The 12,481-nt window shown below is 68.1% G+C and carries 12 protein-coding genes; 9 read left to right on the forward strand and 3 right to left on the reverse strand.

Translation table 11 applies throughout. The annotated features are described in order from the left end of the window. Positions 1 to 25: 25 nt before the first annotated feature. The 3 genes from gnd to dnaA all read right to left on the reverse strand — a co-directional run bounded on the left by gnd (position 26) and on the right by dnaA (position 5,185). Positions 26 to 904: a phosphogluconate dehydrogenase (NAD(+)-dependent, decarboxylating) gene (gnd, locus tag OCT49_RS17225; protein WP_283852777.1), complete on the reverse strand. Its 879-nt coding sequence runs from the start codon at positions 902 to 904 to the stop codon at positions 26 to 28. A gap of 166 nt (positions 905 to 1,070) precedes the next feature. Next, a complete protein-coding gene (gene dnaN / locus OCT49_RS17230; protein ID WP_283855828.1) occupies positions 1,071 to 2,201 on the reverse strand; it encodes a DNA polymerase III subunit beta in 1,131 nt (376 codons plus the stop codon). A 1,187-nt stretch (positions 2,202 to 3,388) separates the two neighbouring features. Further along, a complete protein-coding gene (gene dnaA, locus OCT49_RS17235) occupies positions 3,389 to 5,185 on the reverse strand; it encodes a chromosomal replication initiator protein DnaA (protein ID WP_283852778.1) in 1,797 nt (598 codons plus the stop codon). 381 nt (positions 5,186 to 5,566) lie between these two features. Between dnaA and rpmH the strand changes: the two genes are divergently transcribed. From rpmH to OCT49_RS17280, 9 genes are all read left to right on the forward strand, one after another. Continuing rightward, a complete protein-coding gene (gene rpmH, locus OCT49_RS17240; protein WP_006348049.1) occupies positions 5,567 to 5,704 on the forward strand; it encodes a 50S ribosomal protein L34 in 138 nt (45 codons plus the stop codon). A gap of 20 nt (positions 5,705 to 5,724) precedes the next feature. Continuing rightward, positions 5,725 to 6,096, forward strand: a complete 372-nt coding sequence (rnpA, locus tag OCT49_RS17245) for a ribonuclease P protein component (RefSeq protein WP_283852779.1) — start codon at positions 5,725 to 5,727, stop codon at positions 6,094 to 6,096. Then, entirely contained in the window at positions 6,093 to 6,452 is a 360-nt protein-coding gene (yidD, locus tag OCT49_RS17250; RefSeq protein ID WP_283852780.1) for a membrane protein insertion efficiency factor YidD, read from the forward strand. The genes rnpA and yidD overlap by 4 nt, the downstream gene beginning before the upstream one ends. A 3-nt stretch (positions 6,453 to 6,455) precedes the next feature. Beyond that, positions 6,456 to 7,712, forward strand: a complete 1,257-nt coding sequence (gene yidC / locus OCT49_RS17255) for a membrane protein insertase YidC (RefSeq protein WP_283852781.1) — start codon at positions 6,456 to 6,458, stop codon at positions 7,710 to 7,712. Between the two features lie 14 nt (positions 7,713 to 7,726). Further along, positions 7,727 to 8,236, forward strand: a complete 510-nt coding sequence (locus tag OCT49_RS17260; protein WP_283852782.1) for a Jag family protein — start codon at positions 7,727 to 7,729, stop codon at positions 8,234 to 8,236. 110 nt (positions 8,237 to 8,346) lie between these two features. Then, positions 8,347 to 9,063 (forward strand): 16S rRNA (guanine(527)-N(7))-methyltransferase RsmG, encoded by a 717-nt coding sequence (gene rsmG / locus OCT49_RS17265; protein ID WP_283852783.1) that lies wholly within the window; start codon positions 8,347 to 8,349, stop codon positions 9,061 to 9,063. Between the two features lie 291 nt (positions 9,064 to 9,354). Next, positions 9,355 to 10,431, forward strand: coding sequence for a ParA family protein (locus OCT49_RS17270; RefSeq protein WP_283855829.1), 1,077 nt, complete (start codon positions 9,355 to 9,357; stop codon positions 10,429 to 10,431). Further along, positions 10,428 to 11,528, forward strand: a complete 1,101-nt coding sequence (locus OCT49_RS17275; protein WP_283852784.1) for a ParB/RepB/Spo0J family partition protein — start codon at positions 10,428 to 10,430, stop codon at positions 11,526 to 11,528. The genes OCT49_RS17270 and OCT49_RS17275 overlap by 4 nt, the downstream gene beginning before the upstream one ends. A gap of 299 nt (positions 11,529 to 11,827) precedes the next feature. Then, on the forward strand, positions 11,828 to 12,445 hold the full coding sequence (locus OCT49_RS17280) for a GNAT family N-acetyltransferase (RefSeq protein WP_283852785.1): 618 nt from the start codon (positions 11,828 to 11,830) through the stop codon (positions 12,443 to 12,445). Positions 12,446 to 12,481 lie beyond the last annotated feature (36 nt).

A 12,481-nucleotide genomic window follows, 5' to 3' on the forward strand; every position in this document is an offset into this window, starting at 1 on the left:
CCAGGTCCGGCCGCTTCCCGTGCGGCTACTTCTTGCTCTCGACCGCGTGGCCACCGAACTGGTTGCGCAGCGCGGCGATCATCTTCATCTGCGGGGAGTCCTCCTGGCGCGAGGCGAACCGCGCGAAGAGCGACGCCGTGATCGCGGGCAGCGGCACCGCGTTGTCGATCGCGGCCTCCACCGTCCACCGGCCCTCGCCGGAGTCCGCGGCGTAACCGCGGAGCTTGTCCAGGTGCTCGTCGTCGTCCAGCGCGTTGACCGCCAGGTCGAGCAGCCAGGAACGGATGACCGTGCCCTCCTGCCAGGACCGGAAGACCTCGCGCACGTCGGTGACGGAGTCGACCTTCTCCAGGAGCTCCCAGCCCTCGGCGTAGGCCTGCATCATGGCGTACTCGATGCCGTTGTGGACCATCTTCGCAAAGTGACCGGCGCCGACCTTGCCCGCGTGGACGGAACCGAAGTCGCCCTCGGGCTTCAGCGCGTCGAAGACCGGCTGGACCTTCGCCACGTTCTCGGCGTCGCCGCCGTACATGAGCGCGTAGCCGTTCTCCAGGCCCCAGACCCCGCCGGAGACTCCGCAGTCCACGAAGCCGATGCCCTTGATGCCCAGCTCGACGGCGTGCTTCTCGTCGTCGGTCCAGCGGGAGTTCCCGCCGTCCACGACGACGTCGCCGGGCGACAGGAGACCGGCCAGCTCGTCGATGGTGGCCTGGGTCGGGGCGCCGGCCGGAACCATCACCCAGACGACCCGGGGGCCCTTCAGCTTGCCCACGAGCTCTTCGAGACTGTGGACATCGGAGACGTCCGGGTTGCGGTCGTAACCGATGACGGTGTGGCCTGCGCGGCGGATGCGCTCGCGCATGTTGCCGCCCATCTTGCCGAGGCCGACGAGACCGAGCTCCATCAGAGATTCCTTAAGCGTTGTGCCGATTCGTACCCGGAGTCGAGCCTACGCCCGGCCGGGGACGGACCGCCGGGACAGACCGCCGGACGGCCCGACGGGCCCGCCCGGTGCCGGGCGGGCCCGTCGGGACTGCCGTGACAGACCCCGTCCGGGCCCGGCCGCGAGGTCAGCCGGAAAGGCGGACCGGCATGATCAGGTACTTGTAGGCCTCGTCCGCCTCGGCGTCCACGGCCGGGCGGCCGCTGAGCAGCGCGGGCTTCGTGGACGTCGTGAAGGAGAGCTGGGCGACCGGGGAGTCGATCGCGCTGAGCCCGTCCAGCAGGAAGGTCGGGTTGAAGGCGATCGAGATGTCCTCGCCCTCCAGCACCGCGTCGACCCGCTCCACAGCCTGTGCGTCGTCGCTGGAACCCGCCTCCAGGATCAGCACGCCCTGCTCGAAGCTGAGCCGCACCGGGGTGTTCCGCTCGGCGACGAGGGCCACACGCTTGACGGCCTCGACGAACGGGGCGGTCTCGATGACCGCGACCGAGTTGAACTCGGTGGGGAACAGCGTGCGGTACTTCGGCAGGTCGCCCTCGAGCAGTCGCGTGGTGGTCCGCCGGCCTGCCCCCTCGAAACCGATCAGGCCCTCACCGGCACCCGAGCCGGAGAGCGCCAGGGTCACCGTGTTACCGCTGGTCAGGGCTTTGGCGGTGTCCAGCAGCGTCTTGGCGGGCACCAGGGCGACGGCCGAGGCGTCCGGGTTCTCCGGCTTCCAGAGGAACTCGCGGACCGCGAAGCGGTAGCGGTCGGTGGAGGCCAGGGTGACCGTGTCGCCCTCGATCTCGATGCGCACACCGGTCAGCACCGGCAGCGTGTCGTCACGGCCTGCGGCGATGGCGACCTGGGCGGCGGCGGAGGCGAAGACCTCACCGGGGACGGTGCCCGTGGCGGTCGGCATCTCCGGCAGCGCCGGGTACTCCTCCACAGGAAGGGTGTGGAGGGTGAACCGCGAGGAGCCGCAGACCACGGTCGCCCGTACACCGTCTGTGGAAATCTCCACCGGACGGTTGGGGAGGGCGCGGCAGATGTCGGCGAGCAGCCGGCCGGAGACGAGCACCGTGCCGTCCTCCTCGACCTCGGCGTCCACCGAGACCCGGGCCGACACCTCGTAGTCGAAGCTGGAGAAGCTGAGGGCGCCGTCCTCGGCCTTCAGCAGAAGGCCCGCGAGAACGGGCGCCGGCGGACGGGCCGGGAGGCTACGGGCCACCCAGGCCACAGCCTCCGCGAGTACATCGCGCTCCACCCGGATCTTCACCGGAACCGCCTCCTGCTGTTGCTCGCTCGCCCTGCTGGCCTTCGTCGTCTGGATCGGGTCTCCCGCCGACTGGGGAGGGAGGACGCCGGGAACCAGTCTGACGTACGGCACCGACACTCGGTGCTGCTCGGGGTCAAGTCGCGACAAGAGGCCCGGAGCGCTCCGGCCCCGAGTTGTGCACAGCCCCCACTTCGAAGCGGATTCCGAGCTAACTCTAGTCGGCAGTAGTAGTAGGGCCTGTGGAAACCGTGGATAACCTCGTTGCCGCAGGTCAGACCCAGTTTTTTGTCCACTGCTCCTGTGGGCGGCACCGGTGGACAACACGGTGCTTCTGTGGATTCCCGAAAGTTCTGCACACCCCATGCACAGGGCAGGGCACTTTCTCCCCAGGGCCGTCCCCAGTTTTACCCAGGTTCCCCACAGCCCAACCGACCCTCTTGGTGTGACGCCTTTCACTCGGCGCGGTGACGAGCGGTGTCGCGTTGCCGAACAGTGGACAGAGGTGTGGAGAAGCTCGAGGAAGTTGGGGACAACGAGGGCGTGCCTGTGGGTCACCGGTGGACAACATCATTGGCGGCCTGTGGACGAATAGTTTGTCCACAGGCTGTGGATTATTGTTGGCCACAAATCCCCAGGGTTGTGACCTGGCCTGATGGAGTATCGGCAGTCGCCCCTGTGGAAGCAATATGGACAACTTCCGGATCCCCAGGCTGTGGAGGGGAAAAACTGCCCAGATCTGTGGAGAACAGCAGGTCGGCGGCAGGTATTCGAACACCGAGGTGTCGCCGAAGCCCCGGAGAAGGGGCCGGGCAGGGGTCCGGAGCCGTCGTGGAGACGGCCCTGCGGGGGTTCCACAGGAGGTTCCGAGGGGTTCGAGCCCGGCGCAGGACGGCCCTGGGCGAAGACGCGGGAGCATTCGGGGCGGGCGGGGCGAGCAGCCCGGGCGGGGTGTGATTCCGGGGTGTGGCTCCGGGGCTGGGCGAGCAGCCTGGGCGGGACGTGGCTCCGGGGCCGGGGCACGCGGGAGCGGTTGGCCATGCACGGGGCGGGCCGGGAACTACAAAGGCGCCCGGGGAACCCTGCTGAGGGGTCCCCGGGCGCCTTCGTGACGCGTATGGAGCGCGGGGGAACGGAGCGTGGGGCGCAGCGCGCCGCGCAGGCGGTCGCGCCCGTCTGCGCGTGGTCCGTCAGCCGTTCTTGATGCGGTTGGTGAGCTCGGTGACCTGGTTGTAGATGGAACGCCGCTCCGCCATCAGCGCGCGGATCTTCCGGTCCGCGTGCATCACCGTCGTATGGTCGCGGCCGCCGAACTGCGCGCCGATCTTGGGCAGCGAGAGGTCGGTGAGCTCCCGGCAGAGGTACATGGCGATCTGGCGCGCCGTCACCAGCACCCGGCTGCGCGACGTTCCGCAGAGGTCGTCCACCGTCAGGCCGAAGTAGTCCGCGGTCGCCGCCATGATGGCCGTCGCCGTGATCTCCGGCGCCGAGTCCTCGCCGCCCGGGATCAGGTCCTTCAGTACGTGTTCGGTCAGCCCGAGATCCACCGGCTGGCGGTTGAGGCTGGCGAAGGCCGTGACCCGGATCAGCGCCCCCTCCAGCTCCCGGATGTTCCGGGAGATGCGGGAGGCGATGAACTCCAGTACTTCCGGCGGGGCGTTGAGCTGCTCCTGCACTGCCTTCTTGCGGAGGATCGCGATCCGCGTCTCCAGCTCCGGCGGCTGCACATCGGTGGTCAGACCCCACTCGAACCGGTTGCGCAACCGGTCCTCCAGGGTCACCAGCTGCTTGGGCGGCCGGTCCGAGGAGAGCACGATCTGCTTGTTGGCGTTGTGGAGCGTGTTGAAGGTGTGGAAGAACTCCTCCTGCGTCGACTCCTTGCTCGCCAGGAACTGGATGTCGTCGACCAGCAGGATGTCCACGTCGCGGTAGCGCTTGCGGAAGGTGTCGCCCTTGCCGTCGCGGATCGAGTTGATGAACTCGTTGGTGAACTCCTCGGAGCTCACGTACCGCACCCGGGTGCCCGGGTAGAGGCTGCGGGCGTAATGCCCGATGGCGTGCAGCAGGTGGGTCTTGCCGAGCCCGGACTCCCCGTAGATGAAGAGCGGGTTGTACGCCTTGGCGGGTGCCTCGGCGACCGCGACGGCGGCGGCGTGCGCGAACCGGTTGGACGCGCCGATGACGAAGGTGTCGAAGAGGTACTTCGGGTTCAGCCGGGCCGCCGGTTCGCCGGGGCCGGGTGTGGCTGCGGGCTGCGAACCCATCGGGCCCCCGCCGCCGGGCCGCCCGGTGCCGGCGCCGCCCTGGCGGTGCTGGTGCTGGGGCTCGGGCAGCTCGGGGCGCTGCGGTTCGTAGCCCTGGCGCTCGGGCGGCTGCGGACGGTAGTCGTGCTGCGGCTGCTGGGGGCGGCCCCCCGCGTACGGCTCGCGCCACTGCTCCGTGGCGCCCTCGCGGTCCTGGAACCCGCCGAGCCGGGGCTGCTGCCAGGAGAGGTCCTCCTGGGTGCGCGGCCAGGCGCCGGGCTCGGGGCGCTGCTGCTGGTAGTCGGGGTAGGCCGGCCGTGCGGTCGGCATGCCGTCGTCCGAGGGCCGGTGCCCGTATCCGTCGTACGCGTCGTTGTGCTGCCGCTCGTCGTGCTGCTGGCCCGGGTAGCGGTGCTGCTGGGGCTGCGGGGACTGGTGCATCGGCGGTGCGGGCGGGCTCGGGGGCTCGCCCGCGGAGTCGTCGACGGTGATCGCGATGCGGATCGGGCGGCCGCATTCCCGGCTCAGCGTCTCGCTGATGAGCGGCGCGAGCCGGCCCTCCAGGACGCGCTTGCCCCATTCATTGGGGACGGCGAGCAGGGCGGTGTCGGCCACCAGCGCGAGCGGCTGGCAGCGCTCGATCCACTGCTTGTCCTTCGGCTCGATGCCCTGCTGGCCCTCCCCGAGGAGTTGTTCCAGCACGCGTGGCCACACTGCGGCAAGATCGGCAGGTACGTCAGCCACAGGGCACGCTTTCTCGCTGGTCCCACGAATGTGTGGTTCTCGGGACGGGATGGTTCGGGATGGGTGAGGACCGGCAGGCAGGAAGAAAAAGCACCGGAGCCCAGCCACGGTAGTCAGGGCGACCCGCGTCGTTCAAGTTGTTGTCCACAGGCTGTGCACAGTGGCGGGTATCGAGGAGCCGGTTTGACCGGATGGCGTAGCCGCGCGTACCGTGACCAGGTCGAGTTGTCGATGGCTGCTGCCGCCTGCCTCCGATGGGCAAAGATCACGATCTGTGATTGTGAAGCGGTGCACTAGAGCGTTTACGCGAGTCTCTCGTGGGCGCACGGTGACAGCCAGGCGATGTCCCGCCAACACACGAGTCATTTCTGGAGCCCCCGAGTGAGCAAGCGCACCTTCCAGCCGAACAACCGTCGTCGCGCGAAGACCCACGGCTTCCGGCTGCGTATGCGCACCCGTGCCGGCCGCGCGATCCTCGCGTCCCGCCGCAGCAAGGGTCGCGCCAGCCTGTCCGCCTGATCGCTTTAACAGGTCATGACGTGCTGCCTACCGAGAATCGGCTGAGGCGGCGCGAGGACTTCGCGACCGCGGTACGTCGAGGGCGCAGGGCCGGCCGCCCGCTTCTCGTCGTCCATCTACGCAGCGGTTCAACGGACCCGCACGCGACTGGGGAGAACGCTTCCCCGCCGCGTGCGGGTTTCGTTGTCAGCAAAGCAGTGGGTGGAGCGGTGATACGCACAGCGGTGAAGCGCAGGCTTCGCCATCTGGTCCGCGATCGGCTCGCGCTGCTGCCCCCCGGTAGCCTTGTTGTGGTACGAGCGCTGCCCGGAGCGGGCGACGCCGACCATGATCAGCTGGCCCGAGACCTGGATGCCGCTCTCCAGCGGCTGCTGGGAGGGGGCGCGCGATGAAGTACCCGCTGCTGGCTCTCATCAAGCTGTACCAGTGGACGATCAGCCCACTCCTCGGGCCTGTCTGCCGTTACTACCCGTCGTGTTCCCACTATGGATACACGTCGATCGACCGGCACGGGGCGATCAAGGGGACTGCGTTGACGGCCTGGCGCATCCTGCGGTGCAATCCGTGGTCACCCGGTGGCGTGGACCATGTTCCACCACGCAAACGTCCGCGTTGGCATGAACTCCTGCGTAATGCCATGCGCGGTGGCAAGGGCGGGGACTCCGCCGCTGACGTGCCTGCCCGGGGATCGGTCTCAGAACCCCCGGGCCCGGCCGCAGAGACTTCGCCCAATGCTCAAGGAGCCTGATTAGTGGACACGATTGCCAGTCTGTTCAGCTTCATCACCTGGCCCGTCTCATGGGTCATCGTCCAGTTCCACAAGTTGTACGGGGCGATCTTCGGTGACGACACCGGGTGGGCCTGGGGCCTGTCCATCGTGTCCCTGGTGGTGTTGATCCGGATCTGCCTGATCCCGCTTTTCGTGAAGCAGATCAAGTCGACCCGCAACATGCAGGTGCTCCAGCCGAAGATGAAGGCGATCCAGGAGCGCTACAAGAGCGACAAGCAGCGTCAGTCCGAAGAGATGATGAAGCTGTACAAGGAGACGGGTACCAACCCGCTCTCCTCGTGCCTTCCCATCCTGGCGCAGTCGCCGTTCTTCTTCGCCCTGTACCACGTGCTCTCGTCGATCGCCTCGAACAAGAAGGTCGGCGTGATCGACCAGGCGCTGCTCGACAGCGCCCGTCAGGCCCACATCTTCGGTGCCCCGCTCGCCGCCAAGTTCATGGACAGCGAGGAGAAGGTCCAGGCCCTCGGCGCCTCGCTGACCGATGTCAGGATCGTCACCGCGGTCATGATCGTGCTGATGTCGGCCTCGCAGTTCTTCACCCAGCGCCAGCTGATGACGAAGAACGTCGACCTGACGGTCAAGACGCCGTACATGCAGCAGCAGAAGATGCTGATGTACATCTTCCCGGTGATCTTCGCCGTGATGGGCATCAACTTCCCCGTCGGTGTCCTCGTCTACTGGCTGACCACCAACGTCTGGACCATGGGTCAGCAGATGTATGTGATCAACCAGAACCCGACCCCGGGCAGCAAGGCGCAGGACCAGTACCTGGGACGCCTGCTGAAGAGTGTCGCCGCGCGCGGTGAGGTCCGCGGAAGGACCCGTCGCAACACCGTCAAGCGGATCGTGGCCAAGGGCCCGGACCGCAATGACATCGAGCGGAAGTTCATCACGGGGCTGGCCAAGCTGGGGCTCGTCGCCCAGGAGGACGGCACGGTCATCAAGGGCGAGACGTCCGTCGCCGACGCCGAGGGCACGGCCGCGCAGCGCCGTCAGCAGCCCAAGCGCCAGACCAAGGCCCAGCGCCAGACCGGTGCCACGGCGGCCAAGAGCGCCGATTCCACCGAGTCGGGCTCCAAGACTTCCCTGCAGAAGGGGAAGGCACCGCAGGACGAGAAGCCCAAGCCGGCGGGCAAGCCTGCGTCCGGCTCCTCACGCCAAGCCAAGTCCGGGCAGCGCAAGGGTCCGCAGCGGCCCAAGCACCCGTCCAAGAAGTAAGAAGGAGTCCATCCGTGACGGAAGGCACCATCTCCACGGCCGCTGAGGGCAGCGACACCTTGACCCGCCTCGAGCAGGAGGGCGAGATCGCAGCGGACTACCTCGAGGGCCTGCTCGACATCGCCGATCTCGACGGCGACATCGACATGGACGTCGAGGCGGACCGGGCCGCGGTCTCGATCATCAGCGACTCGGCACGTGAACTGCAGAAGCTCGTGGGCCGCGACGGTGAGGTGCTGGAGGCGCTCCAGGAGCTGACGCGGCTCGCCGTGCACCGGGAGACCGGGGACCGCAGCCGGCTGATGCTGGACATCGCGGGCTTCCGGGCCAAGAAGCGGGCGGAGCTCGCCGAGCTGGGCGCCAAGGCCGCGGACGAGGTCAAGAGCACCGGCGAGCCGGTGAAGCTGGACCCGATGACCCCGTTCGAGCGCAAGGTCGTGCACGACGCGGTCGCGGCCGCCGGTCTGCGCAGCGAGTCCGAGGGCGAGGAGCCGCAGCGCTTCGTCGTCGTTCTCCCGGCCTGACCGGACCCTTTGCTCCACCGGCCCCGTCTGTTCGCAGGCGGGGCCGGTCTTTGTCAGCCTGATAGTCAGCCACTCACAGTGCGGTAGTGCGGTAAGGAAGGACGGTTCCCGTGACGGCGGAAGTAGAGCTTCCCGAGGCGCCGGAAGGGGCGCGCGCGGTTTTCGGCGAGTTCTTCCCGGAAGCTGTTCGGTACGCGGAGCTGCTGGCGGACGCCGGAGTGAAGCGGGGGCTGATCGGGCCGCGCGAGGTACCCAGGCTGTGGGAGCGGCACCTGCTGAACTGCGCGGTGCTCTCCGAGGTCGTGCCCGAGGGGGTCACGGTCTGCGATGTGGGCTCGGGCGCGGGGCTTCCGGGCATTCCGCTGGCACTGGTGCGACCGGACCTCAAGATCACTCTGCTGGAACCCCTGCTCCGGCGGACGAATTTCCTCCAGGAAGTCGTCGAGCTGCTGGGCCTGGACCACGTGACGGTCGTGCGCGGCCGCGCCGAGGAGGTCCTGGGGACGCTGCAGCCGGTTCATGTGGTGACGGCCCGAGCGGTGGCCCCGCTGGACCGGCTGGCCGGCTGGGGCGTGCCGCTGCTGCGCCCGTACGGCGAGATGCTGGCGCTGAAGGGGGATACCGCCGTGGAGGAGATCGCCGGGGCGCGGGCAGCCCTGAGCAAGCTCGGCGTGGAGGAGACCGAGGTGCTGCACGTCGGTGAGGGCGTGGTCGACCCGATGTCCACGGTGGTGCGCGTGGTGGTCGGGGAGAGCCCCGGTGGTGTGAGGTTCGCCGCGAAGAGGGCCAAGGCCGCGCGGACGAGCCGCACGCGACGTCGTCGCTGACGACCCCGACCATGCGGCGAGGTCAGCCGTAATGGGCGATTGCTACCACTTAATGATGGTTCTCCCGGCATGTGGCCATACGTGACCATGCGGAGTGTCGTGCCCCTGCGGCCCAGCCGCAGGGGCATCGTGTTTCACGTGAAACGTCGCTCTCTGCTGCAGGAGTTCATCAGGCGCGGTCGCGCGGCTGCCGCGCCACGGCATCGCAAGCCCGTGAGGGCTACGGAGTTGTCCACAGAAGAGGAATCATCCACAGAAGAACCGACCTCGCTGGTTCACGACCCCGAAAGCATGGCAGGCTCTGTTCATTGCGAGCCTGAAGTCGAGGAGAGTGAATCCTTGCGGTCCGACGCCAACTTCGCGGGACCGATGACCGATCCGGTCCCCGGTCCCCGAACCGAATCGGCGGGGGAGGGTGTTTCACGTGAAACACCACCGCCGATGGACGACACACCCATCGGTCGTGCGGCCCAGCTGGCGGTCGAGGCCCTAGGCCGCGCCGGCGAGGGCATGCCCCGGCCTGACCGTACGCGCGTCATGGTGGTGGCCAACCAGAAGGGCGGGGTGGGTAAGACCACCACGACGGTCAACCTTGCCGCCTCGCTCGCGCTCCACGGCGCGCGCGTTCTGGTGGTCGACCTCGACCCGCAGGGGAACGCCTCCACGGCTCTGGGCATCGATCACCATGCCGAGGTCCCCTCCATCTATGACGTCCTGGTGGACAGCAGGCCGCTCTCCGAAGTGGTCCAGCCCGTTCGGGACGTCGAAGGTCTCTTCTGTGCCCCCGCCACCATCGATCTCGCCGGTGCGGAGATCGAGCTGGTGTCGCTGGTGGCACGGGAGAGCCGGTTGCAGCGGGCGCTCCAGGCATACGAGCAGCCGCTGGACTACATCCTCATCGACTGCCCGCCCTCGCTCGGTCTGCTGACGGTCAACGCTCTGGTCGCCGGTGCCGAGGTGCTGATCCCCATCCAGTGCGAGTACTACGCGCTCGAAGGGCTGGGGCAGCTGCTGCGCAACGTGGACCTGGTACGAGGGCACCTCAATCCCGACCTCCACGTGTCGACGATCCTGCTCACCATGTACGACGGCAGGACCAGGCTCGCGTCACAGGTCGCGGAGGAGGTGCGCACGCACTTCGGCAAGGAGGTGCTGCGAACGAGCATTCCGAGATCGGTGAGGATCTCGGAGGCGCCGAGCTACGGGCAGACGGTGCTGACCTACGATCCGGGTTCCAGCGGGTCGCTGTCGTACCTCGAAGCAGCGCGTGAGATCGCCCTGCGGGGCGTCGGGGTCCAGTACGAGGCCCAGCATGCCCACGCAGGCACTGGGAACAGCCAGCAGAGCATTTCGGAGGGTATTCAGTGAGCGAGCGTCGAAGAGGGTTGGGGCGTGGGCTGGGTGCTCTGATCCCCGCCGCTCCGCAGGAGAAGCAGGTGCCGTCCGCGGGGATGGGCCCGGCCTCCTCCGGGGCGGGACCGGTGATGACGACGGAGCGGGGCGTGGCCGCGGCGAAGGTGGCCACCCTCGCGAGCACCCCGGTGGTGCCGGAGCCGAGTGCGCCGGTCCTGGAGAGCGATGTGGTTCCCGGGCCGGCAACGGCTTCCGGGGCGTACTTCGCCGAGGTGCCCCTCGACTCCATCACCCCGAACCCTCGTCAGCCCCGTGAGGTGTTCGACGAGGACGCACTCGCGGAGTTGGTGACCTCCATCAAGGAGGTGGGTCTGCTCCAGCCCGTCGTGGTGCGGAAGGTGGGGCCGGAGCGCTTTGAGCTCATCATGGGTGAGCGGCGCTGGAGAGCCTGTCGAGAGGCGGGGCTGGAGCGGATCCCGGCCATCGTCCGGGCCACGGAGGACGAGAAGCTTCTCCTGGACGCGCTCCTGGAGAACCTCCACCGGGCCCAGCTCAACCCGCTGGAGGAGGCAGCCGCGTACGACCAGCTGCTCAAGGACTTCAAGTGCACGCATGACCAGCTGGCCGACCGGATCGGGCGCTCGCGCCCACAGGTGTCGAACACGCTGCGTCTGCTGAGGCTGTCGGCTCCGGTGCAGCGGAGGGTCGCGGCCGGGGTGCTGTCCGCGGGGCACGCACGGGCCCTGCTGTCCGTGGAGGACTCGGAGGAGCAGGACAGGCTCGCCCACCGCATCGTGGCCGAGGGGCTGTCGGTGCGCGCGGTCGAGGAGATCGTGACCCTCATGGGTTCCAACCCCACGAGCTCCGCCAAGCCCAAGGGACCGCGGGCCGGCGGCCGGGTCTCGCCCGCGCTGTCCGATCTCGCCTCCCGGCTGTCGGACCGCTTCGAGACCAGGGTGAAGGTTGACCTCGGGCAGAAGAAGGGGAAGATCGTCGTCGAGTTCGCGTCGATGGAAGATCTCGACCGGATCCTCAGCAGCCTGGCACCGGGTGAGGAGCGCGTGCTGGACCGGACGCCTTCCGAGGAATCCGACAAGGACGACGAGGACTGATCCCGGCCCGCCGGGATGGTGGGCGGGCTGTGTTCCGGTGGTTGCCGGAACACAGCCCGCCCTTTGCCTTCTCCCGGTGTCGGCTTCACCTTCGGGTGGATACGATGCGTTCCGGTATGGCACATCCGGCTTGAGTCGCCTCGGTGGGGAGGGCCATGCGACCAGTGAGCCGCACTCGAGCGATGACGGCGGAACCGGGCCCGGGAACCATGAGGGCTTTGCCGGGGCCTGCTTCTCGAACGGGGTGCACTGACCGTCGTACACGATGCGACGAGTGAAGGAAGCGAGGAACAGCCTTCATGGGGCGTCGGCTCGTACCGCTCACACTGGACAACCTTTCCGATCTCCCCCGACGCTGCCGATCATGCGTCTTCTGGGAGCTCGATCCCGTCAGCGGGGAAGCCGCGCTGAAGGCGGGGACGTCCGCGCTGGAGAAGGAGGCGTGGATCTCGGCCGTTCTCCTGGATTGGGGATCGTGCGGACGTGTGGTCTACGTCGACGATGTACCGGTGGGCTTCGTTCTCTACGCGCCACCGGCCTATGTGCCGCGCTCGACGGCGTTTCCCACCAGTCCGGTCTCCCCCGATGCCGTGCAGCTGATGACTTCCTGGATCGTGCCCGGCTACCAGGGACAAGGGCTGGGCCGGGTCATGGTGCAGACCGTGGCCAAGGATCTGCTGCGGCGGGGGTTCAAGGCGATCGAAGCGTTCGGTGACGCCCGCTGGAAGGAGTCTGCCTGTGTGCTTCCTGCGGATCATCTGCTGGCGGTCGGCTTCAAGACCGTACGACCGCATCCGATTCATCCGCGGCTGAGGCTGGAGTTGCGGACGACGCTCTCCTGGAAGGAAGACGTCGAGCTGGCGCTGGACCGGTTGCTGGGCGCGGTGCAGAAGGAACCTGCCCTCAGACCGCTGTGATCCGTGTACTCACGGAGACCCGTGTACTTACAGAAA

The sequence above is a fragment of the Streptomyces sp. ML-6 genome, from assembly GCF_030116705.1.
Taxonomy (GTDB): Bacteria; Actinomycetota; Actinomycetes; order Streptomycetales; family Streptomycetaceae; genus Streptomyces.

Coding starts and splice junctions, on each gene's coding strand:
- yidD (WP_283852780.1), top strand. CDS start 6,093: ATGAAGTACCCGCTGCTGGCTCTCATCAAGCTGTACCAGTGGACGATC.
- OCT49_RS17280 (WP_283852785.1), top strand. CDS start 11,828: ATGGGGCGTCGGCTCGTACCGCTCACACTGGACAACCTTTCCGATCTC.
- OCT49_RS17270 (WP_283855829.1), top strand. CDS start 9,355: ATGGCAGGCTCTGTTCATTGCGAGCCTGAAGTCGAGGAGAGTGAATCC.
- gnd (WP_283852777.1), bottom strand. CDS start 904: ATGGAGCTCGGTCTCGTCGGCCTCGGCAAGATGGGCGGCAACATGCGC.